General features: G+C 53.8%; 26 protein-coding genes and 1 tRNA gene. 2 read left to right on the forward strand and 25 right to left on the reverse strand.

Annotated elements, in window-relative coordinates; genetic code table 11:
• Window positions 1–32: 32 nt before the first annotated feature.
• The 16 genes from obgE to H7U36_RS00895 all read right to left on the reverse strand — a co-directional run bounded on the left by obgE (window position 33) and on the right by H7U36_RS00895 (window position 11,726).
• Window positions 33–1,322 carry a GTPase ObgE gene (obgE, locus tag H7U36_RS00820; RefSeq protein WP_205155602.1) on the reverse strand — a complete coding sequence of 430 codons (1,290 nt, stop codon included), beginning with the start codon at window positions 1,320–1,322 and terminating at the stop codon, window positions 33–35.
• Between the two features lie 69 nt (window positions 1,323–1,391).
• Window positions 1,392–1,676, reverse strand: a complete 285-nt coding sequence (gene rpmA / locus H7U36_RS00825; protein WP_033125260.1) for a 50S ribosomal protein L27 — start codon at window positions 1,674–1,676, stop codon at window positions 1,392–1,394.
• Between the two features lie 5 nt (window positions 1,677–1,681).
• A complete protein-coding gene (locus H7U36_RS00830; protein ID WP_205147574.1) occupies window positions 1,682–2,014 on the reverse strand; it encodes a ribosomal-processing cysteine protease Prp in 333 nt (110 codons plus the stop codon).
• An 18-nt stretch (window positions 2,015–2,032) separates the two neighbouring features.
• Complete coding sequence (gene rplU, locus H7U36_RS00835; protein ID WP_033125258.1) at window positions 2,033–2,341, reverse strand: 50S ribosomal protein L21; 309 nt, start codon at window positions 2,339–2,341, stop codon at window positions 2,033–2,035.
• 183 nt (window positions 2,342–2,524) lie between these two features.
• A complete protein-coding gene (gene asnA / locus H7U36_RS00840; RefSeq protein ID WP_205155603.1) occupies window positions 2,525–3,535 on the reverse strand; it encodes an aspartate--ammonia ligase in 1,011 nt (336 codons plus the stop codon).
• 118 nt (window positions 3,536–3,653) lie between these two features.
• Window positions 3,654–4,493 (reverse strand): amidohydrolase family protein, encoded by an 840-nt coding sequence (locus tag H7U36_RS00845; protein WP_205155604.1) that lies wholly within the window; start codon window positions 4,491–4,493, stop codon window positions 3,654–3,656.
• Window positions 4,486–4,926, reverse strand: a complete 441-nt coding sequence (locus H7U36_RS00850; protein WP_033125256.1) for a CBS domain-containing protein — start codon at window positions 4,924–4,926, stop codon at window positions 4,486–4,488. The genes H7U36_RS00845 and H7U36_RS00850 overlap by 8 nt, the downstream gene beginning before the upstream one ends.
• A gap of 30 nt (window positions 4,927–4,956) precedes the next feature.
• Window positions 4,957–6,288 (reverse strand): aspartate kinase, encoded by a 1,332-nt coding sequence (locus H7U36_RS00855; protein WP_205147571.1) that lies wholly within the window; start codon window positions 6,286–6,288, stop codon window positions 4,957–4,959.
• 82 nt (window positions 6,289–6,370) lie between these two features.
• Window positions 6,371–6,988, reverse strand: a complete 618-nt coding sequence (locus H7U36_RS00860; RefSeq protein WP_242842817.1) for an HAD family hydrolase — start codon at window positions 6,986–6,988, stop codon at window positions 6,371–6,373.
• Complete coding sequence (ybaK, locus tag H7U36_RS00865) at window positions 6,985–7,479, reverse strand: Cys-tRNA(Pro) deacylase (protein ID WP_033125254.1); 495 nt, start codon at window positions 7,477–7,479, stop codon at window positions 6,985–6,987. Before ybaK ends, H7U36_RS00860 begins: the two co-directional genes overlap by 4 nt.
• Before the next feature lie 59 nt (window positions 7,480–7,538).
• Window positions 7,539–8,237, reverse strand: coding sequence for a TIGR03936 family radical SAM-associated protein (locus tag H7U36_RS00870; protein ID WP_033125253.1), 699 nt, complete (start codon window positions 8,235–8,237; stop codon window positions 7,539–7,541).
• Window positions 8,221–10,086, reverse strand: coding sequence for a TIGR03960 family B12-binding radical SAM protein (locus H7U36_RS00875; RefSeq protein WP_033125252.1), 1,866 nt, complete (start codon window positions 10,084–10,086; stop codon window positions 8,221–8,223). Before H7U36_RS00875 ends, H7U36_RS00870 begins: the two co-directional genes overlap by 17 nt.
• Before the next feature lie 220 nt (window positions 10,087–10,306).
• Window positions 10,307–10,648, reverse strand: coding sequence for a hypothetical protein (locus tag H7U36_RS00880; RefSeq protein WP_033125251.1), 342 nt, complete (start codon window positions 10,646–10,648; stop codon window positions 10,307–10,309).
• Window positions 10,649–10,795: 147 nt separating this feature from the next.
• Window positions 10,796–11,218: a type II toxin-antitoxin system HicB family antitoxin gene (locus H7U36_RS00885; RefSeq protein WP_033125250.1), complete on the reverse strand. Its 423-nt coding sequence runs from the start codon at window positions 11,216–11,218 to the stop codon at window positions 10,796–10,798.
• 30 nt (window positions 11,219–11,248) lie between these two features.
• Entirely contained in the window at window positions 11,249–11,422 is a 174-nt protein-coding gene (locus H7U36_RS00890) for a type II toxin-antitoxin system HicA family toxin (protein ID WP_081957986.1), read from the reverse strand.
• Between the two features lie 230 nt (window positions 11,423–11,652).
• Window positions 11,653–11,726 (reverse strand) — tRNA-Val (locus H7U36_RS00895).
• Window positions 11,727–11,903: 177 nt separating this feature from the next.
• Between H7U36_RS00895 and H7U36_RS00900 the strand changes: the two genes are divergently transcribed.
• Both H7U36_RS00900 and H7U36_RS00905 read left to right on the forward strand, forming a co-directional pair.
• Window positions 11,904–13,172 carry an ArsB/NhaD family transporter gene (locus H7U36_RS00900; RefSeq protein WP_033125249.1) on the forward strand — a complete coding sequence of 423 codons (1,269 nt, stop codon included), beginning with the start codon at window positions 11,904–11,906 and terminating at the stop codon, window positions 13,170–13,172.
• Between the two features lie 33 nt (window positions 13,173–13,205).
• Window positions 13,206–13,691, forward strand: coding sequence for a hypothetical protein (locus tag H7U36_RS00905; RefSeq protein ID WP_033125248.1), 486 nt, complete (start codon window positions 13,206–13,208; stop codon window positions 13,689–13,691).
• 69 nt (window positions 13,692–13,760) lie between these two features.
• Here H7U36_RS00905 and hisIE read toward each other — a convergent pair whose 3' ends face one another.
• The 9 genes from hisIE to H7U36_RS00950 all read right to left on the reverse strand — a co-directional run bounded on the left by hisIE (window position 13,761) and on the right by H7U36_RS00950 (window position 21,942).
• On the reverse strand, window positions 13,761–15,044 hold the full coding sequence (gene hisIE, locus H7U36_RS00910) for a bifunctional phosphoribosyl-AMP cyclohydrolase/phosphoribosyl-ATP diphosphatase HisIE (protein WP_033125247.1): 1,284 nt from the start codon (window positions 15,042–15,044) through the stop codon (window positions 13,761–13,763).
• A 21-nt stretch (window positions 15,045–15,065) separates the two neighbouring features.
• Window positions 15,066–15,653, reverse strand: a complete 588-nt coding sequence (hisB, locus tag H7U36_RS00915) for an imidazoleglycerol-phosphate dehydratase HisB (protein ID WP_033125246.1) — start codon at window positions 15,651–15,653, stop codon at window positions 15,066–15,068.
• A 7-nt stretch (window positions 15,654–15,660) separates the two neighbouring features.
• Window positions 15,661–16,962 carry a histidinol dehydrogenase gene (hisD, locus tag H7U36_RS00920; protein WP_205155605.1) on the reverse strand — a complete coding sequence of 434 codons (1,302 nt, stop codon included), beginning with the start codon at window positions 16,960–16,962 and terminating at the stop codon, window positions 15,661–15,663.
• A 67-nt stretch (window positions 16,963–17,029) separates the two neighbouring features.
• A complete protein-coding gene (hisG, locus tag H7U36_RS00925; RefSeq protein ID WP_033125244.1) occupies window positions 17,030–17,665 on the reverse strand; it encodes an ATP phosphoribosyltransferase in 636 nt (211 codons plus the stop codon).
• Window positions 17,666–17,667: 2 nt separating this feature from the next.
• Window positions 17,668–18,924 carry an ATP phosphoribosyltransferase regulatory subunit gene (hisZ, locus tag H7U36_RS00930; RefSeq protein ID WP_033125243.1) on the reverse strand — a complete coding sequence of 419 codons (1,257 nt, stop codon included), beginning with the start codon at window positions 18,922–18,924 and terminating at the stop codon, window positions 17,668–17,670.
• Window positions 18,925–18,989: 65 nt separating this feature from the next.
• Window positions 18,990–19,538 (reverse strand): Holliday junction resolvase RecU, encoded by a 549-nt coding sequence (locus tag H7U36_RS00935; protein WP_033125242.1) that lies wholly within the window; start codon window positions 19,536–19,538, stop codon window positions 18,990–18,992.
• Between the two features lie 2 nt (window positions 19,539–19,540).
• Window positions 19,541–20,557, reverse strand: coding sequence for an RluA family pseudouridine synthase (locus H7U36_RS00940; RefSeq protein ID WP_033125241.1), 1,017 nt, complete (start codon window positions 20,555–20,557; stop codon window positions 19,541–19,543).
• A 25-nt stretch (window positions 20,558–20,582) separates the two neighbouring features.
• Window positions 20,583–21,158, reverse strand: a complete 576-nt coding sequence (locus H7U36_RS00945) for a hypothetical protein (RefSeq protein WP_033125240.1) — start codon at window positions 21,156–21,158, stop codon at window positions 20,583–20,585.
• A gap of 1 nt (window position 21,159) precedes the next feature.
• A complete protein-coding gene (locus H7U36_RS00950) occupies window positions 21,160–21,942 on the reverse strand; it encodes an SDR family NAD(P)-dependent oxidoreductase (protein WP_033125239.1) in 783 nt (260 codons plus the stop codon).
• Window positions 21,943–21,963 lie beyond the last annotated feature (21 nt).

Below are 21,963 nucleotides of genomic sequence, written 5' to 3' on the forward strand. Positions count from 1 at the left end.
TGCTATCTGTAAAATCTGTCTGTCACAAAATCCTACTTGTAATAGTCGAACTGCAGTCCGTACATGCGGACAGTGTCTCCCTCCTGGATGCCTTTGGCCTCCAGCTCCTCCAGTATGCCAGTGTCCTTGAGGAACTTCTGGAAAAACTGGAATCCCTTCTCTGAGTCCAGGTTTGTGTATCCCAGCATCTTCTCGATCTTGGGCCCCTCCACAACGTAGATATCGTCTTCCTTCTCCACGGTGTAAGGGAGGTCTTCGTAGATCAGCTCATCCTCCGGGAAGTATTCCTGCTGGAAGATAACAGGCTCGTCGTCCAGCTCATCCAGTCTTCTGGACACTTCGTACAGAAGCTCCTGTATGCCCTCTCCCGTCACGCCTGATATGGGGAATACAGGGATGCCCTGGGGCTCAAATTCCCTCTTCAGACGCTCTACAGGGCTCTCCTGCCCTTCTTCCCGGTAGATGGCATCGATCTTGTTGGCTGCGATGATCTGGGGCCTGTCGGCGATCTCCGGGTTGTAGGCGCGAAGCTCCGCATTGATTTTCCTGATATCCTCCACCGGGTCCCGGCCCTCTGTGCCGGCCGCGTCCACCACATGGATGATGAGCTTGGTTCTCTCAATGTGGCGGAGAAATTCGTGTCCAAGTCCCACTCCCTCAGATGCTCCCTCGATGAGTCCAGGGATGTCGGCGATGACAAATCCCCTCGTTCCCGGCATGTCCACCACACCCAGATTAGGGCTCAGGGTCGTAAAGTGATAGTTGGCGATCTTCGGCCTTGCATTGGTGACTCTGGACAGGAAGGTGGATTTCCCTACGTTGGGGAAGCCCACAAGCCCCACGTCCGCGATCACCTTCAGCTCCAGGTTCACCCACAGCTCCTGTGCCGGCTGCCCGGGCTGGGCGTACTTGGGGATCTGCATGGTAGCTGTGGCAAAATGCTGGTTGCCAAGGCCTCCCCGGCCGCCTTTCAGGATGACCTGCCTGCGGTTATCGCCGGACATGTCCGCAATGACCTTGCCGGACTGTGCCTCTTTGATGACCGTGCCCTCCGGTACTCTCAGTACGATATCGTCCGCATCAGCGCCGTGGCATCTTCTCTTGCCTCCCGGCTCCCCGTCTTTTGCTGCGTATTTTCTTTTGTGGCGGAAGTCCTGGAGGGTGTTGAGACCTTCGTCCACCTCAAAGATCACGTCGCCTCCACGGCCTCCGTCACCGCCGTCGGGGCCGCCGTTGGGGACATAGAGCTCCCGCCGGAAGCTCACATGTCCGTCGCCGCCCTTGCCGGAGCGGATAAATATTTTTGCTCTGTCTGCAAACATGTCTTTAATCTCCTTATGAAAAAAGAGCCCTGCCGTTTACAAAATACGGCAGGGTCTCACCTTCGCTGATTACTGTGCTACCGGATAGATAGAAACCTGTTTCTTATCTCTTCCTTTTCTTTCAAATCTGACAACACCATCTACTAATGCAAATAATGTATCGTCTCCGCCGCGTCCTACGTTGACACCTGGATGGATCTTCGTTCCACGCTGTCTGTAAAGGATGTTGCCGGCTTTTACGAACTGTCCGTCAGCTCTCTTTGCACCTAATCTCTTAGACTCGGAGTCACGTCCGTTCTTTGTAGAACCTACACCTTTTTTATGAGCAAAAAACTGAAGATTTAATTTCATCATGGTCGTTACACCTCCTCAAATCTTACCTGAATGTATTCCGAATAGTTGCTGTCATTTGCCATCTCCTCTAGTCCGAGGATCATGGCCTTTAACAGAAGCGCTGCCTCTTTGCCGGGACGGTCTGTGAGACGGAAATCAATGAGCCCTTCCATATCATCTGATACAAGAGAAGTCTTGTCATCCGTAAATGCCTCAATAGCGTTCACTGTGTTGATCATCAGCACAGATGCCGCCGCGCAGACAATGTCCTGTCCCGCTTCACTGAAGCCTGCATGTCCCTTTGCCAGAAAACCCGCACATTCTTTCTTTTCGTTCTGATAAATCGTCACCCGGATCATAAAACTGCCACCAGATGATTAAGCGTTGATTTTCTCAATCTTAACTGCTGTGTACTGCTGTCTGTGACCGTTTTTCTTATGATATCCAGTTTTTCTCTTATACTTGTAAACGATGACCTTCTTAGCTTTGCCGTTCTCTACAACGGAAGCCTCAACAGTCGCGCCCTCTACAGTGGGATTTCCAACCTTCAGTCCGTTGTCGCTCACTGCAAGCACCTGGTCAAATGTATAAGTCTCTCCAGCTTCCACACCAAGTTTTTCTACTTTAATGATATCGCCTTCTGCTACTTTGTACTGTTTACCACCTGTTGCTATGATTGCGTACATATGGCACCTCCTATTATCATTACTCGCCAGCTTCGGCGGCTCTCCGCTTTGGAGCGCACTTTTAGAACCTCGCTGTGCGGCACACTAGTGTAGTTTAGCATAAAGATCCGGAAAAATCAATGATTTTCCACAAATTAAATGAATTATTTTCGGAGACTTTGTCTGTCCTGCAAGCCATCCTTCTTACAGCAGATGGATGCCTGCCGCCTCTGCCGCCTCCACGGTCTCATCCGGCCAGATGGAGGACTGAACCTCGCCGATGTGTGCCTTGCGCAGGCAGAACATGCAGATGCGTGACTGGCCGATGCCGCCGCCGATGGTGTAGGGGAGCTCGCCGGCAAGCAGAGATTTCTGGAAGGGAAGCTCGGCGCGGTCTTCGCAGCCTGCCTCTTTCAGCTGGCGGCGCAACGCATCCTCGTCCACTCGCACACCCATGGAGGACAGCTCCAGGGCAATGTCCAGCACCGGATAGTAGACGATGATATCTCCGTTCAGCTCCCAGTCATCGTAGTCCGGAGCACGGCCGTCATGCTTTTCACCGGAAGCCAGGACTTTTCCGATCTGGGATACAAAGATGGCCTTCTTTTCTTTGGCGTAGGCCTTCTCTCTGTCTTTGGATGAAAGATCCGGATACATGTCCTCTAATTCCTGGGAAGTGATGAATGTGATATCTTCAGGAAGCAGCGGTTCTATGTAATTGTAGCGTCTGGAAATATAGTTTTCTGTCTCTTTCAGAGCCTCGTAGACTTTGCGGACCGTGTAGTGCAGTGTTTCTGTGTTCCGCTCCTCTTTTGAGATCACCTTCTCCCAGTCCCACTGGTCCACGTAGATGGAGTGGAGATTGTCTGTGTCCTCATCTCTGCGGATGGCGTTCATATCTGTGTACAGACCTTCGCCTGAGTGGAAGCCGTAGCGCTTTAAAGCGTAGCGTTTCCACTTGGCAAGGGAGTGGACAATCTCCGCAACGTCGTCATCCTGTTCTTTAATGCCAAAAGCCACCGGCCGCTCGACACCGTTCAGGTTGTCATTGAGGCCTGTGGAGGGCTTGACAAAAAGGGGCGCGGAGACACGGGTCAGATGGAGGGACTTTGCAAGGGCCCTCTCAAAAAAATCCTTTACTTCTTTGATCGCGACTTCTGTCTCGCGTATGGTGAGAGGAGATGTATATCCCTCTGGTGTCATGAGACTGCTCATATACTTTTACCTCGCTTTTCTTTAATACTACGGTGCAGGGGTCAAAAGGAAATTGACCTGTGTGTCGTACCATGATTTATAATTATAAGAACTTTTTTTATAAAAAACAATATCCGTTTTACACCTGAGCTGTCCCCTGGCCGGGCTGCTCCTGCGGCGTCTTTGCGGACAGCCCCAGAAGCTCCAGGGCATTGAGGCGGAAAATCCGCTCCCTCTCCTTTTCTGTGAGGGGGAGAGCCCCCAGATACCGAACAAATTCCTTCTGGCCTGCCCAGGGGGAGTCTGTGCCGAAGAGGATGCGATCCGCGCCGTGGTTTTTGACAATGCGGAGGAACTGGTCATCGGGGATCTCACCCAGGACGACAGCGGTGTCGAACCAGACAGGCTCTCCCACCAGGTACTCTTCCACCTCGTCCCACCTGCGATAGCCGCCCATGTGGGCCAGGATCAGCCTGTCCGGCTGCACCTCGCGTATCACGGCTCTGGCCAGCCTGGGAGGACAGTGGACGCACTCCGGATAGCCCGGGTCAAAGCCCGCGTGAACGCTGATGATCAGCCCCAGCTCGGTGGCGTAGCTAATGATACGCTTGTAGCGGATGTCGTCGATCATGACGCCCTGGTAGTCCGGGTGGAGCTTGATCCCCTTCATGCCTGCATCCCGGATGAAGCGCAGCTTTTCCTTATAGTCCTCATTGTCCGGGTGGATACCGCCAAAGGACAAAAGCCCCTCTCCCGGATCCTGCATCTTCTGGGCAAACCGGTTGATGGAGTCGAACTGGGAGGGCTTTGTCACCACGGGAAGGACCACAGAGAACTCAAGTCCCGCCTCCCTGGTGGAGGCCAGAAGACCGGACGCCATCCCGTTCGTGTAGGGGTGAGTGTGGCATCTGGACTCGAGAAAATCCAGAGTCTTCGAGGCGATCTTCTCCGGGAAAATATGTGTATGAAAGTCAATCACCGCATTGTTCCTCCTGTTTCTTCAGCTCGTTGTAGCAGTAGCCGATAATGTCCTTTCGGGTGATGATCCCGATAAAGTTTTCCTGGTCGTCCACTACGGGGACAAAATTCTGCTCCATGGCTCTCCCGATCAGATCCTCCATCTTGGACTTGGCCGTCACGCACTGGTAGTCCAGACGCCGGTCCACCTTCATGATGCTGATATTCTCGGCCTCCTTCAGATTGAAGAGGTCCAGCTTCTTCAGGCCCCACAAAAGGTCTCCCTCTGTGATAGAGCCCACGTATTTTCCATCACGGCTCAGAATGGGGATGGAGGAGTACTTGTGGTACTCCATGATCTCGAGGGCCTGCCGGACTGTGTGATAGTCGTAGATGTAGGCGATCTCCACCTTGGGCTTCAGGAAAAACAGGATGTTGCTGTTTGCGTGCTTCATTTCTCCTTTAACGCTCCTTGTATATGTGCTTTAGATCTGTGTTGTGACAAAAATATCGTAGATGGCTCTGATGGCCGCCTCAAAATCGTGGTTCCGCACGCCGATGATGATGTTCAGCTCACTGGAGCCCTGGTCGATCATCTTCACATTGACATTGGCGTGGGCCAGAGCGGAGAAGATCCGGCCGGAGGTACCCCTTGTGGCCTTCATGCCCCTTCCCACAACGGCGATGAGGGCGAGATCAGACTCCAGCTCCACAAAATCCGGCTCCACGGCTCTGTGGATGCCCGCGATGACCTCCTGCTCCTTCTCCTCAAACTCGTCCTGGTGGACAAAGATGGTCATGGTGTCGATGCCGGAGGGCATGTGCTCGATGGAGATGTCGTTGTCCGCAAATACGCCCAGCACCTTGTGGCAGAAGCCCACCTCGGAGTTCATCATGGCCTTCTCCACGGTGATGGAGGCAAAGTCACGTTTGCCCGCAATGCCGGTGATGGTAAAACGGGGGGTGCGGCAGGTGGCCTCCACGATGAGAGTGCCCTTGTCCTCAGGACAGTTTGTATTGCGGATGTTGATGGGAATTCCCTCCTTGCGGACCGGGAAGATAGCGTCCTCGTGGAGGACGGAAGCTCCCATGTAGGACAGCTCCCGCAGCTCCCTGTATGTAATGACATCGATAGCCTTCGGATTTTTGACTACGCGGGGATCTGCCACCAGGAAGCCGGACACGTCCGTCCAGTTCTCGTACATGTCAGCGTGCACCGCCTTTGCCACGATGGAGCCGGTGATGTCGGAGCCGCCCCTTGAGAAGGTCTTGATCCTCCCGTCAGGAAGGGAGCCGTAAAACCCGGGGATCACCGCCCTCTCACAGTCCGCCAGCCTCTCGGCGAGAACCTGGTTCGTCTTCTTTGCGTCAAAGGCTCCGGACTCCTGGAAGAAGATCACGTCCGCCGCGTCGATGAAGGTGTAGCCCAGGTACTCCGCCATGACGATACCGTTCAGGTACTCGCCCCTGGATGCCGCGTAGTCCCGGCCGATCTTGCGGCTGAAATTCTCCCGGATGACCTGGAATTCCTCTGTGAGATCCAGTGTCAGGTCCAGCCCCCGTATGATCTCATCGTATCTGGCCTTGATGTCCAGGATCATCTTCTCAAACTGCTCCTCCTCGTCCTCCTCGCGCAGGGCGAGAAGATAGCAGCTGTAGAGCATGTCTGTCACCTTGGTGTCCTGGGGGTGGCGTTTTCCCGGTGCTGACGGGACCACATATCTGCGGGACTCGTCCTGGCGTATGATGTGGCCTGCCTTTTTGAACTGGGCTGCACTTGCCAGAGAGCTGCCGCCGAATTTTACTACTTTTTTCATCTGTCAATCCTCCGTAATCGTCTTGTGTTTTTGCCCGGAATACTCAAAGTCCGGTGTAGATATATTGAATGGCTCTGTCCTGCTACACGTCCAGTATGTGGTAGGCCATGTCCGGCTGGAAGACCACGCCCTTTATTCCAAGGCGGGATGCGGCCTCTGTGTTGACCTGTCTGTCGTCAAAGAAGACGGCCCTCTTCGGGTCGATGCCGTATTTTTCCAGAAGCAGGCGGTAGATCCTCTCCTCCGGCTTGATGCAGAGCACCTCGTAGGAGAAGAGCCCTCCGTCAAATTCCTCCAGAAAGCCCATGCACTGCTTTGTCTTCTGATACAGATGCTCAGAATAGTTGGACAGGTAGTAGAGCTTCAGCCCCTCCTTTTTCAGGAAGCGAACCAGCCTCTCCGTGTAGGGAAGGGGAAAGATGGTGTGCTCTATCCCGCTGTACACCTGGCGGATCTGCTCCTCGTAGGCCGGAGCGTTCTCTATAAAGAGCTGCTCCCACTCCCGGGATGTGATGCCGCCCCTGTCTCCTCTCTCCCAGTCCTCGCTGCGGAAAACGGCGTCTGCCAGTATCTCGCTCGTCCTCTCATCGTACCCGAGGGACGCAAGGTAGGGACGCCAGTCGTATCCGAGAAGCACATTGCCCAGGTCAAAGATGACCGCCTCTGTGTCCTCCTCCATAAAAGCCAGTCTGTCTCTCATTTTGTATTCTCCTTTGCCGTGACGTCAGCGAAGGAGGCGCCAGTCACTTTTTTCAGATCCTGGGGGGAAAGCTGAAGCTGCATGCCCAGCTTCCCGCCGCTTATATAGATGTAGTCCAGCTCTTCCGCGTCCGCCTGGATCACGGTGGGGAACTGCTTTTTCATGCCGATGGAGGTACAGCCTCCCCGGACATACCCGGTCACCTTTGTCAGATCCTTTAAATGGAGCATCTCCACGGATTTCTCCCCCACAGCCTTTGCGGCCTTCTTGAAATCGATCTCCTCTGCAATGGGGATGACGAACACGTAATGGGCTCCTGTCCTTCCCACAGTCACCAGAGTCTTGTAGACCCGCTCGTGGGGCAGGCCCAGCTGGTCCGCCACGTGTACCCCGTCCGTAAACTCCCCGCACTCGTAGGTCTGATACGTGTAGGGGATGCCGGCTCTGTCGAGAATTCTCATGGCGTTTGTCTTCAGTTCTTTTTTGCTCATGTCTTACTCCTTCATTTCCTGTTCTATCATACCACCCAAAAAGAGTGCTTGGCAACGTTTTACTTGATGTCCTGCCCCAGCTCCTCCAGTGCCTTAAGCTCCTGCGGGCTTCCGGCGTAGAGCTCCAGGCGGTGAAAATGAAGGGGCGCAGGCTCCTCCTGTGCCCAGCGGTAAAAGGCGCCCGTCACAAGCTCCGGCTTCAGGTTGTCGGCGCTTCCGGCAGCCAGTCTAAGGAACAGGCCCTCCTTTTTCACTGCTGCACCGTAGATCAGAGGGCGTATATCCAGCTCCTTCTCACTCCTCTTTGTCTTCTTCAGGACAGGGATAGAGGGCTGCGCGAGGAAGGCCTCAAGTTTGTCCGCCCGGAAGGGGCTGGCAGAGGGAGCCGCGGCCCCGTCTTTGACCGTCACAAGGTAGTCTGCCGCTGAGACGATGGTCATGCCGCTGGCCTTTTTCTCATCGCTGATCTGCCGAAAGCTGACCACCTCAAGCCCCTCCGGCATGACGGCGTTCAGCGCCTGGACAGCCCGGGAGGAGGGAACCGGCTCTCTCAGCTCGATGTCCATGTACTCTCCGTCGCTGGTGAGGCCGATGCCCAGAGGCTGGGCAAAGGACATGATCATGTGGGGGCTGTATCCCCCGGTAAAGGCGATGGGGATGTCTGCCCTTCTCATAGCCTTCTGAAAGCACCGCATCACGTCCAGATGCCCGATAAACCGCAGGATGCCGTATTTGCGGAATTTAATTCTTACCTTCAACGCAGACACCTCCTTTCCATCTGGCCACGCCGCAGCCGGAACACTGCTGTCGGCAGTTTGGCGTGACTTCCCCTCTCATGGCTCTCTCCCACTCTCGGCGGAGAAACTGCTTTGTCACACCGATGTCGATAAAGTCCCAGGGGAAGATCTCATCCGCCCCTCTCTCACGCTCGTTGTAGAAGGCCAGGTCAATGCCGGTCTTCTCAAAGGCCTCCAGCCATTTCTCGTAGTGGAAATTCTCTGTCCAGGCGTCGTAGATGCAGCCAGACCTATAGGCCTCAAGGACAGCCCTGCCCACTCTCCGGTCTCCCCGCGCCAGTATCCCCTCCAGGACAGTGACCTCCGCATCGTGCCAGTTGTACTTCAGGCTCTTGCGGTTCAGCTGATCCTGGAAGGCGTGCTTGACAATGGCAGCCCTTGCGATATACTCTTCGTTGCTATACATCCGGGCCCACTGGAAGGGGGTGAAGGGCTTGGGGATAAAGAAGGAGGAGCTGGCCGTGATCTGGCATTTTCCATTCCGCTGATCCTTGGGGATCTCGTAGTACCGCCGGGCCACCTTGTCCGCCAGAACGGCGATGGCCTCCATGTCCTCCCTCGTCTCCGTGGGAAGTCCCAGCATGAAGTAGAGCTTGACCTTGTTCCAGCCGCCCTCAAAGGCCTGTCCTGCTCCGGTCAGGATGTCCTCCTCTGTCAGTCCCTTGTTGATCACGTCCCGCATCCGCTGGGAGCCAGCCTCAGGGGCAAAGGTCAGGCTGCTCTTCTTCACATCCTGGACCTTGCTCATAACGTCCAGGGAGAAGGCGTCAATGCGCAGAGAGGGAAGGGAGATGTTGATTCCCCTCTCGTTGCATTCGTCGATGAGGAAACTGACCAGCTCCTCCAGCTTGCTGTAGTCGCTGGAGCTTAGGGAGCTCAGGGAAATCTCCTCGTGCCCGGTGCTTTCCAGCATGCGGCGGGCGTACTCCTTCAGGGTCTCCACGTCCCGCTCCCTGGTGGGCCGGTACAGCATGCCGGCCTGGCAGAAGCGGCAGCCCCGGATGCATCCTCTCTGGATCTCCAGTACCACCCGGTCCTGTGTCACCTTGATAAAGGGGACAATAGGGCGCTCCGGGTAGGTGGTCTGCGCCATGTCCATGACTACCTGCTTCTTGACCACAGCGGGCACTCCCGGCTCCGTAGGCTCAAAGGAGGCAATGGTGCCGTCCTCCCTGTATTCTGTGTGGTAGAACATGGGGACATAAATCCCCTCGATCCGGGCCGCTTTGAGGAGAAAATCCCTGCGGCTTCCGCCGGAACTTTTGTTTTCCTTATAGACATCCAGAAGCTTCCGGTAGACCGTCTCCCCCTCCCCGATATAGAAGAGGTCGAAAAAGTCCGCCAGCGGCTCCGGATTGTAGGCGCAGGGGCCGCCCCCTATGACAATGGGACAGTCCTCATCCCTCTGGGCAGCCAGAAGGGGGATGCCGGAGAGATCCAGCACCTGCAGGATGTTTGTGTAGCACATCTCATACTGGATGGTGATGCCCAGAAAATCAAAGTCCTTTATGGGATCCTGGGACTCCAGGGCAAAGAGGGGAATGTGCTCCTCTCTCATGATCCGGTCCAGATCTGTCCACGGGGAGTACACCCTCTCGCACCACACATCCTCCATCCGGTTGAACATGTCGTAGAGGATCTGGATGCCCAGGTGGGACATCCCGATCTCGTACACATCGGGAAAGCACATGGCAAAACGGATATCCACCTTGTCCCTGTCTTTCATCACCGAGTTCACCTCTCCGCCGATGTAGCGGGCAGGCTTCTCGACTTTTAGTAATATTTCATCACTTAACGCCAGTTTACGCATAAAATCCACCTTTATTTTGAATTAATTGAACAAACGCATATTCATACATTTTTACATTATACAAACTCTGGATGGGAAAATCAATGTAAAGATGGGAAAAGGCCTGCACAGGAGGGCTGGACATACAAAGACCGGACGATCATATGCCATGATGGATATTCCCGTCCGATCTTTCCTGCGCTGTGAATAACGCTGGCTTTTCTTTTTATATTTATAAATGTCAGGGAGCTTCCTCCTGGCCGGTGAGGCTCTGGATTTCCTGCCACACAGTCCGGACATCCACCCCCTCCTCCACAGCCTCTGTGATCTGGCTGCTGCTGACATCCGCCACTGTGATATCGTAATTGTCCATCATGACAAAGCCGATAAAGAGAAGACAGCAGAGTATGACCCGCAGGCCGAAGAGGCCGGAGCTCTCCCTGTCCTCACCGTCCCCGTAGAGGCTGTTGTAGGCGTTCCTGTACCTCGGGTGGACAGCCGGGGAGAAGCTTTTCTCACTGTACAGACTCCTTGTCTGGGCGAGGAGCGCCCGCCTTCTTTTTTCTGTGTCTGTTCTGTCCATCTGCTCTTCCTCCCTTTATATTCTAAAGGATTATTATATCTCTATGCGATTAAAAGGAAATTGATGAAAAGAGACTTAGAAGAATTATTTTACTTTTTAATTAACAAAAGACCGGAAGAAATATACTATCTTCTGGTCTTTTGCGGATTAATAATTCGGTGTTTTAAGCCCAAGAGTTGATATTAGTGCCTCCTGAAGGACTCTTGAGACATTGATGCCTGCATGTTCAGCCTCATAGTTCAGCCAACTGGGTAAAGCAACATTTCTCCTAACCGTTTTTGTGTCTATTTTTCTTCTGTACTCACCAGAGTCAATGTCTACCAAAGAAATGACAGTATTACCCTCGCCAGCAAAAACTCCATCATTTGCATTAAGCCCTTCTAATGCAGATGGTTTAGGAATAGGTTTATTTGCATCTTCCAGCGATACGCATTTTACTTCAATTGCGTCTCTTGCCATTTCAATTGCATTGCTCATATTTTCCCCTTCAGTTAAAATATCAAAATCAGGGACTTCGATTAGAATATTATTTTCTGTTTTAGTGAATAAAACTGGGTAAACGGCTTTCATATAATCTCCTCCTTCTGGCAATCCTAAAACTTATAAAAGCCCTCTTCTTCTCAATATCGCTCTGGCCAATCGCTCATCAATTTCATTGTGTCGTGGAACAGTTTCCTGTTCATCTCCTCTAGTATAAACATCATGACTGCTACCATGGCGTTCGAAGACAAATCCACCGTCTTCTAGTTTTTTGATCAAATCACGCCTTTTCAAAAAGTATACATCCTCCTTATAATTAATTATACACACTAATTACACAAAATACAATGCTGCGGCAAAAATTGCCTCTTGTATATGCTTCGGTCAGTTGAATGTGGCCTGTGGTTCCTATTATAAATATATTTTCGGAAGAAACTGGGAAATTTGGGCAAAAACAAAGCCAACTGAGACTCAATAAAAACTAATACTAATAAAGGGGAAAAAGAATTTTAAGAAAAAATAAATGGAAGCAATGGGGCTCGAACCCATGACCTCTCGCGTGTGAGGCGAACGCTCATCCCAGCTGAGCTATGCTTCCATGTCTATTATTATATCACTATGTCTGAAAAATGCAAGGACGAAACACAAAAATGATAATTTAAAAACAATTTTGTTAAATGTTTGACAACGAAGAAAATTGTGCGTAACTTATATTTACAAAACAGAAAAATAAGAGTACAATACCATCTGAACATTAACTAGGAGGTAACAAAAGATGAATACAGAGGCAGTGATCTCAGTCCTTGTCTTTCTTCTCGTCATGGCTGCGATCATATCTGAAAAAGTGCACCGCTCCGTGGCCGCAATGGCCGGAGCTGTCATCCTTCTTCTCTTCCACGTGCTGTCCATCGAGGAGGCCACGTCCTACGTGGATATCAACACGATCGGCGTACTGGTGGGTATGATGCTCTTTGTGGCGGTTGTCAAGAATTCCGGTCTGTTTGAGTATGTCGCCATCAAGGCGGCGAAGCTCACAAAAGGAAGACCCATGGCTATCATGGTTGTATTTGCCGTCATCACGGCGCTGCTGTCCGCCTTTCTGGACAACGTGACCACCGTGCTCCTGATCGGGCCCATGACAATTGCCATCACGCAGATGCTGGAGGTCAACCCCATCCCCTATCTTCTTTCCCAGATCATGGCGTCCAATATCGGCGGTACAGCCACGCTGATCGGTGACCCGCCCAATATTATGATCGGAAGCGCTGCGGGACTGAGCTTTGTGGATTTCGTGATCAACACCGGAAGCGTAATCGTCATCATCATGGCCGTGACTGTGGTGATCTACTATTTCATGTACAGAAGCCGGATCAGCGTAGTCAAGGAGAACATGCAGAAGGTCATGGAGCTGGATGAGGACCGCTCCATTAAAGATAAGCCACTTCTCATAAAAAGTGTTATAATGACTATAGTGGTAGTGATCGGATTTGTGTTCCATTCACAGCTCCAGGTAGAGTCGGCCACAGTCGCGATGTTTGCCGCTGGCTTTATGCTCATCTTTGGAAAGCAGGATGCGGAGGAGATCATCCTTGGCGTGGAGTGGTCCACGATCCTCTTCTTTATCGGGCTCTTTGTCGTTGTTGGAGGACTGCAGAAATCCGGTGTCATCTCCTCCATGGCTGAGGTAATGGTCGGATTTATCGGAAACAACGAGGCGCTGGGCATTATCGTTATCCTGTGGGTGTCCGCCATCATCTCGTCCTTCCTGGACAACATTCCTTTTGTGGCGACTCTCATTCCGCTGATCCTCACAATGGAGAGCAGCGGTGTGGATGTGGCTCCCCTGTGGTGGGCTCTCTCCCTGGGCGCATGCCTGGGAGGAAACGGCACGCTGATCGGAGCCAGCGCCAATGTGGTACTGGCAGGAGTCAGCTCAAAGAACGGCTATCCGATCACCTTCATGCAGTACACGAAAATAGGATTTCCGCTGATGCTTATCTCAATCTTGATCAGCATGGTCTACCTGCTGCTCCGTTTTGCGTAGGCGCCCGGCGGAGAAAAGGAAGGAGAGGCTTTTATGAACAGAAACACAGTGAGCGGAGATATTATCGACTGGCAGCTCAGACAGATGGGCGCCTCGAATATCACATTTGTAAACAGCAATATGTACATTGTTGACTTTAAGCTGGAGGGCGGACTTCTTGTGTCCTACGTGTTCAATATTACCCGGGGAGACAAGTATTTCCTTCAGAGGATGCGCCCCTATGCCATGGTTCAGGGCAAATATGCCAACACGGCACAGATCGCCGAATTTATTGAAAAGGATCTGTCCAAGTTCCGCAACGCGGAGCACAGCCGCAATTTTGACAAGTTTATTGAGATTTCAAAAAAGGGAGCTGAATTTGCGGAGGCTCTTGAAAATCTCTTCCTCAATTACAATGTGGGCAAGGAGGAGATGGAGAGCATGGAGGAAAAGCTGGACAGACTGCTGGAGCACATCGGGCAGGCCAAGGAGAAGGCCGCGCCCATCCAGGTGCCTCCACTGAACGAAAACGAAAAATAAGGTCAAAGAAAATCCTCATGGAGCTCCATGAGGATTTTTAAATTATCTGTCTTTAGATTACCTGTCTTCCTATCTGTCCGCCAGCTCTTTGACAATGTCCTCCCAGCTGACGCCCCTCTCCACCATGAGCACCATGGCGTGGTAGAGGAAATCCGCCATCTCGTACTTGACCTCCTCCGGGTTGGGGTTCTTGGCCGCGATGATGATCTCTGTGGCCTCCTCTCCCACCTTCTTGAGGATCTTGTCGATTCCCTTCTCAAAGAGGTAGTTTGTGTAGGATCCCTCCTTGGGGTGGTCCCTTCTGTCCACAATGGTATTGTAGACGCTCTCAAACACCTGAAGCGGATTGGTCTCGTCGTAGTCCGATCCCACCAGTGGCTGGAAGAAGCAGGTCGGATTGCCGGTGTGGCAGGCCGCTCCCACCTGGTCTACCTTGGCCAGGAGGGTGTCCTTGTCGCAGTCGATGGTCAGGGAGTGGACGTACTGGAAGTGTCCGCTCGTCTCCCCCTTCACCCAGAGGCACTGGCGGCTTCTGCTGTAGTAGGTCATCCGCCCGGTCTTGATGGTCTGGTCAAAGGCCTCCTCATTCATGTAGGCCAGCATCAGCACCTCCTGGGTCTTGTAGTGCTGCACGATGACCGGGATCAGTCCTTTGTCGTCTGTCTTAAACTCAGAGAAATCCATCATACTCTCAAAGGAAGTCATCTGGATCTGCTCTTCCTCGCATTTCTTCTTGAAGTCATCGAAATTCATGTCCGTCTGGCTCACATACTTGCCGGAAAGCCCCCGCACGCCGGAGCACTTCAGAATCTTGAAGAGCTCTTTTTCCTCCATGGTGTCTGTCAGCACCACGCAGGGGATATCCGTCACGTTGATCACAGAGTTCAGATCCAGACGATGCATGAAAACAAGCTCGCTGGCGTACTCGTTGATGAGGTGCTGGTGCTTGAAGAGGGCGTCAAAGTCGTTCAGCGAGACAGCGATCTTCTCCTTGCCGAAGCGCTTGGACACGTCCTCTATAAGCTTCTGGTTGTCTGCTTTAGAGAAGTTCAGCATGGCTCTCTTGGCGCCTGCGTAGAGGATCTTTTTGATGTCCTCCTGCCGCTTTACATTTCCGCCCGCCACCATGGGAATGTGGATGACGCGGTTAATTTTCTTCATGAGGTCAATGGCCTCGTCGTGGTCCTCATCAGAGTCTGACAGGTCAAATACAAGGAGCTCGTCCGCTCCGTGCTCACTGTAATATCTGGCAAGGGAAATGACATCGTCGCTCACTACCGTATGGTCGTCGAACCAGCGAACCGCCTTGCCGGAGTCGATAAAGATACAGGGTATCAGTCTTTTATAACTCATTTCTCTTCCCCTTTTCCTTTCCTATAAAGTACCCTTTGTGGTCCAGGCTCCCTCGATGCGGGGTTCCATGGATACAGCCATATCCAGGGCCTTGCCAAAGCCCTTGAAGAGGGCCTCGGCGATATGGTGGTTGTTTATGCCGTCCAGCACCTTCAGGTGCAGGTTCATCTTTGCGCTGTAGGAGATGGCATAGAAAAATTCCCGCACCATCTCTGTGTCCAGATCTCCGATCCGCTCTGCCGTAAACGGGGCATCATAGTTAAAATACGGGCGGCCGGACAGGTCGATGGCGCACAGAATGAGGGTCTCGTCCATGGGGAGCAGGAAATTGCCGTATCTCTTGATCCCTTCCTTTCCTCCCAGGGCCTCCAGGATGGCGCTGCCGAGGACAATGCCGGTGTCCTCCACCGTGTGGTGGCAGTCCACATCCAGGTCTCCCGCGGCCCTCACGGTCAGGTCAAAGAGCCCGTGGCGGGCAAATCCGTTCAGCATGTGGTCAAAGAAGCCGATGCCGGTCTCTATGTCCGTCTTTCCGGTTCCGTCCAGGCAGATGGTGACCTCTATGTCTGTCTCCTTTGTGGTTCTTCTGATCGTCGCTTTTCTGTCCATATCTGTATTACGCCTCCTTGTCCTCAAAGCGGACTTTGATGGAATTGGCATGTGCCGTCAGGTGCTCCGCCTGGGCAAAGGCCTCAATGTCCGTGTGTATCTTCTCAAGGGCCTCCCTTGAATAGCCGATGATGCTGGATTTCTTGATGAAATCATCCACTGACAGGGGAGAGAAAAACCGGGCCGTGCCGTTGGTGGGGAGCACGTGGTTGGGGCCCGCGAAATAGTCGCCCAGGGGCTCGCTGGCATACTCTCCGATGAAAATGGCGCCCGCGTTGCGGATCTTTGTCATCACATCGTAGGGGTTCCTTGTCTGGATCTCCAGGTGCTCTGAGGCAATTTCATTGGCAATGTCGATGGCCTCATCCATGCTCTCTGCCACAAGGATGTAGCCGTAGTTGTCCAGTGATTTCCGGATGATCTCGCTTCTGGAGAGCACCCCGAGAAATTCGTCCACCTCCTCAGACACCCGCCGTGCCAGCTCCTCGCTGGTGGTGACAAGGATGGCGCTCGCCAGCTCGTCATGCTCGGCCTGGGACAAAAGATCCGCTGCCACATACCTGGGATTGGCGCTGTCGTCAGCGATGACTAGGATCTCGCTGGGACCTGCGATGGCGTCAATGCTGACATACCCGTAGACAGCCTTCTTGGCCAGGGCCACGTAGATGTTGCCCGGCCCCACGATCTTGTCCACCTTGGGGATACATCCGGTGCCGTAGGCCAGTGCGCCTACAGCCTGGGCTCCTCCCACCTTGTAGATCACGTCCGCCCCCGCCTCGTTGGCAGCCACCAGAGTGTTGGGATTTACCTTTCCGTCCTTCCCGGGGGGAGTCACCATGACGATCTCCTCCACTCCCGCCACCTTTGCGGGCACGATGTTCATCAGCACGGAGGAGGGATAGGCGGCCTTTCCGCCGGGCACGTAGACTCCCACCCTCTGCAGGGCTGTCACCTTCTGGCCAAGGATGGTGCCGTCCGGCTTGCTGTCAAACCAGCTGTACTGCCGCTGCTTCTCGTGATAGCTGCGTATATTAACGAGAGCCTTCCGGATAATGGAGATGAGCTCCTCCCCGGCCAGCTCGTAGGCCTCCCGGATCTCTTCCTCCGTCACCCGGATATTCTGCTCATTGATGTCAGCGTGGTCAAATTTCGCGGTGTACTCGAACAGAGCCTCATCGCCCTTTGACTTCACATCCTCCAGGATGCGGGTCACACCCTCCTCGTAGCTGCCGTACTGGTTGGGACTTCTCTTCAGAAGGTCCTCCAGCAGGTTTCTCCTTGTATGTCTGTCCAGCTTCTGTATCCTCATGTTCACAATCCTTCCTTCCAATCTGTCTTTCAGTCACGCTCTCGCTTACTCTTTCAATCGCGGTCCGCTAAATCACGGTTCGCAGGCGGGTGATGAGATCTCTGATCCTGTCGCTCTCCATCCGCATGCTGACCGGATTTACGATCATTCTGGCAGAGATGGGGCACACCTCCTCCAGCACGGTCAGGCCGTTTTCCCGCAGGGTGGAACCGGTCTCCACGATGTCCACGATGACCTCAGAAAGGCCCACAATGGGGGCCAGCTCGATGGAGCCGTTAAGCTTGATGATCTCCACGGTCTGATGCTTTGTGTTGTAGAAATAGTCCTTAGCGATATTGGGGTATTTTGTGGCCACCCGGATGAGCTCGTGGTGCTCCAGCAGAGGAGCCGCCTTCTTGGGCCCGCAGACACACATGCGGCAGGCGCCGTAGCCCAGATCCATGACCTCGTGGACCTTTCGCCCCTCCTCCAGGATGGTATCCCTGCCGACGATCCCGATGTCCGCCGCCCCGTATTCCACATAGGTGGGCACGTCAGGGCCCTTTGAAAGGAAAAACCGGAGTTTCAGATCCTCGTTTGTGAAAATGAGCTTTCTGGACTTCTCGTCCTTCATCTCCTCACAGGTGATGCCGATCTTCTCAAAAAGCTCCAGTGTATGTTTTGCAAGTCTGCCCTTTCCCAGGGCAAATGTCAGATATCTCATAATTACTGCTCCTGTTCCTTACTGCCTACAACCTTCTCCTCCCCTGTGACAAGGTTGATCATTAAGATCTGTCTGTCCGCCTGAATGTAGATCAGGCTTCCGGCATAGTATTCTTTTCCGTACCTCTTGTAGTCGTCCAGCGTCTTCCCCGTCTCCTTGCGCAGAAGCTCCGTGTTCTTGAATTTGTCCCGGAATTCCTTGGCCAGCTCGATAGCAGACTTCTCCATCCCCTTGTCATAGAGGATGAGGGTGTTTTTGCGGGAGTAGGTGATCCGCACGTGCTGTCTTGTGAGAGCCTTCATCAGCTCATCGATGACCAGGGCGAAACCGATGGAGGGGGACTCCTTGCCGAATTTCTCCAGAAGATGGTCGTACCGGCCGCCCTTTACGATGGCGTCCCCTGTTCCGAAGGTGTATCCGCGGAAAATGATGCCTGTGTAGTAGCCGTAGGTTCCGCTCATGCTCAGGTCAAAGCTGATGTACTTCTCAGCCCCGTATATCTTCAGAATGTCGTAGATCTGCTCCAGGCGGCGCAGGGCCATGATAGCCTTGGAGTTGGGGGCGATGTTCCGGGCCTGGGCCAGCACCTCCACGCCTCCGAACAGGTCACCCAGTCCGGAGAGGGCCTCCTTTGCGCTCCTTCTCACCTGGATGCTGTCCAGATACTCCTCCACGCCGAAGTAGTTCCTGTTACCTATAAGCTCCCGCACCCGCATCTCGGCTTCCGAATCCAGGGAGGCATCCTCGATCAGGCTCTGGAAGAAATCCACGTTTCCCACGCTGACCTGAAACTCACGCAGCCCGATGGAGGACAGACAGTCCACTACCATGGCCAGCATCTCAGCGTCGGCCTCCACCGTGTCCACGCCGATCAGCTCCGCGCCCATCTGAGTATTCTCCCGCATCCTGCCCTGGTAGCTGGAATGATTGACAAATGTGTTCCCTGTGTAGCAGAGACGGATGGGAAGCTCCTCCTCCCCGAAGAGGGTGGCCGCCGCTCTCGCGATGGAGGGGGTGATGTCCGGCCTGAGCACAAGGGTATTGCCCTCCTTGTCAAAGAACTTGTAAAGCTCCTTTGAGGGGGTGGTGCCGATCTCTTTGCGGAAGACATCAAAATACTCGAAAGTAGGTGTCTGGATGTCGTGATAGCCGTAGAGCTGCAGCACCTTGTGCAGACGGCTCTCCAGGGAAAGCTTTTTGCCGCACTCCACGTTGTATATATCACGGACTCCCTCCGGTGTATGTAGTAACTGTTTCATGAAAATCCTCCTCGCACTTTACCGTGCTAAAACGTTAAAACTCTTTTGCAATTATACGCACTTTTTTATGTATTGTCAAGTTTGTCCCTCATGGACAGATCCAGGTTCATAAGATCCAGATAGGGCAGATAGACCTTTGCCTTCATATCCAGAAAAAAGCGGGGATCCAGCTCGTCCATGCGGAAGCTCTTGCGTCCTCCCTGGCGGGAGCGGTTCCAGAACTTCAGGAGCTCTTCAAACCGCATGTAGTAGGCCCTGTGCTCACCGCTGAAGTAGATGAGAAGGAAAGCCACCCCGCCCTGCCGTTCAAATTTTTCCATAAATACGGCCTGGTGCTCGTGAATATTCTGGATGGGGAAGGTGCCCTCCGCGCACTCCTTTGCGTCAAAGCATACCGGAATTCCCTGGACAACGCCGATATAGTCCACTGTGCTGCGCTGCTCGAAATAGGCCAGGGTGATCTGTCGGTGCTCCTTGTCCATCCGGACCGGTGTGATGGGGGTGGGGATCTTCTGGATCAGGGCGATATTTTTTTCCGCGTACCGCTCGTTAGTCCTGTTGATGATATCCTCCAGCTCTGATCCCCTCAGTCCTCTTGTATTCCATGTGGCCATTGCTATTTCTCCTCCTTCAGTATCCTGGAAAAGAGATCCGGGAGAGGCGCCTCAAAGGCTTTTCCTGAAAGATGGGCAAGGGGGCCCGCTATCTCAGGAAAGACCATGCGGTGGGCGTGGAGAAGCTGGCTTTTCAGGCCGTAGGCCTTTTTGAAGCGGTCGTTTACCCTCCTGTCCCCGTACTTGTAATCCCCGATGATGGGATGCCCCGTCCCCGCCAGGTGGGCCCTGATCTGATGGGTGCGGCCGGTTATCAGATGCACCTCCAGAAGGGTGGCGTCTCTTATGATGGATACCGGCCGGTACTCTGTCTCGATGAACAGATCCTCCGGGGCGTTCTTTCTTTGGTGGACAGTGACCCGGTTTGTCCGTCTGTCCTTTTGCAGCCAGCCCCGTATCCGCTGGGATTCCTCCACTCTGCCCCTGACAAGGCACAGATAGTACTTTTTCAGGCTCCTGTCCTTGAAGAGGCGGCTCAGCTCCTGGAGCCCGGCAAGGCTCTTCCCTGCGGCGATGAGGCCGCTTGTGTTCCTGTCCAGACGGTTGCACACAGAGGGCCGGAAGGTGCGCAGCTCCTCCTCTGTGAGCTGCCCCGTCTCCAGCAGGTAGCGGATGACATACTCGGTCATGGACAGCTCCCGGTTGTCTGCCCTCTGGGACAGGATGCCGGCGGGCTTGTTTAAAAGGAGGACGTGGTCGTCCTCGTAGACGATGTCACTGCCTGTCAGGCGGAAGGGGCTCCTTTCCTCACCGGCTTTCCCGGCAGCTTTCCCAGGAACCTTCCCGGCATTTTTTGCTGTGTCCGAGAAGCCGTCGATGGTCTCCTCAGACAGGAAGAGCCGCACCACGTCTCCCTGGGCCAGCTTTTCACTGCCGGAGGCCTTCTTTCCGTTGAGGACAATGTTCTTTTTGCGGAGCATCTTGTAGAAAAAGCTTTTGGGGGCTTTTTTCATGTATTTGGCGAGAAATTTGTCCAGGCGCTGCCCGGCTTCATTCTCTGCTATCTGTAATTCCCTCATAGTTTCTTTTCCCTATATATTTTCCCTACATGGAAATGTTGAGAAGGATCTGGCGGATCCGCTTCTCTTTCTTGCTGTGTTCGCTGTGCTCTACCTGGGCGATGCTGTTCAGCCCCTCCGCCCTTGTGAGAAAGGGCTTGTAATCGGAAAAGATCTTTACAGTGATCTTGTTCAGGCGGTTCTCCTCCAGAATATTCCTGATGTGTTTTGCGGCCTCCTCGGGGACAGTCTTCCTGTTGGGGGCGTAGCCGCAGACAGTATTTCCGGAGATGACCACCGCCTCCACGGGCATGATCTTCTCCCGGCTTGTGATGACCAGGTCGAAGGCTGTGGTGAGAAGGGGCGCCTTTTCCCGGATCTCGGCCGCCTTGTCCTGGTCAGCAGTCCTGTAGGGCAGCAGGGTGATGAGTCCCACCAGCACCTTGCAGGCCGGCAGACAGCCCACGATGGCCACTACGGTGAGCAGGTTCAGCCTGGTGCCGGTCTGCATGTACCCCAGCACCAGGAGGGCGATCACAATGGCAAACTCCAGGAGAGTGAGCAGCAAAAGCCGTATTTTTCTGGCGTTCAGATAGCCAGGTGTTCCTTTTTCTATCTTCATCTTAAGTCAGACTCCTTGTATTCATTTTGTTCATAAACCAGTCCGTCAGTCTGTCCGGCGCAATCTTGGCGGCCGTCCTGGCCCCCTTCATGGCCGCGCCGTATACAGAGACGCTGCGGCGCCTGCGCACGTCCGACAGAGCCTTTCGCACCACTTTCCCGGGCTGGGCCATGAGCTTTTGCCTGGTCTTCCCTGCCGGCTCTCCGGCGGTGCGGAAAAAGTCCGTCTCCACAGGCCCCGGGCAGACGGCGGTGACAAAGATCCTCCTGTCAGCCAGCTCCTGGCCAAGGGCCCTGCTGAAGCTGAGCACGTAGGCCTTCGTGGCGCCGTAGACCGCAGATCCGGGCTGGGGCGCGAAGGCAGCCGCGGAGGCCAGATTGACGATGCGGCTTCCCCGGTTCATGTAGGGCAGGCACAGGCTGGTCAGGTGGGTCAGGGCCGTGCAGTTCAGCTGGATCATCCCGGTCAGGGTCTCCGGGCTTGACTGGGATACCAGAGCGTTGCACCCGACGCCGGCTCCATTGACGAGCATCCGAATGTCCGGCCTGAGGGCCTCCAGGTCCCGCTGCAGGTGATAGAAGACATAGTCTCTTGTGAGGTCGCTGTCGTAGATGCGGCAGTAGATGCCGGTCTCCTTTGTCAGCTCCTCCTTCAGCTGCTCCAGCTTGTCGCTGCTGCGGGCAATGAGCCATATCTCATCAAGGCTGCGGTAAAACTTCGGTATCTGTCTGGCGAACTCTCTTCCAAGACCAGAGGAGGCGCCTGTCACGATTGCTGTTTTCATATAAATCCCTTCTTTATCAAT

Source organism: Faecalicatena fissicatena (genome assembly GCF_016900595.1).
GTDB classification, from domain to species: Bacteria; Bacillota; Clostridia; order Lachnospirales; family Lachnospiraceae; genus Claveliimonas; species Claveliimonas intestinigallinarum.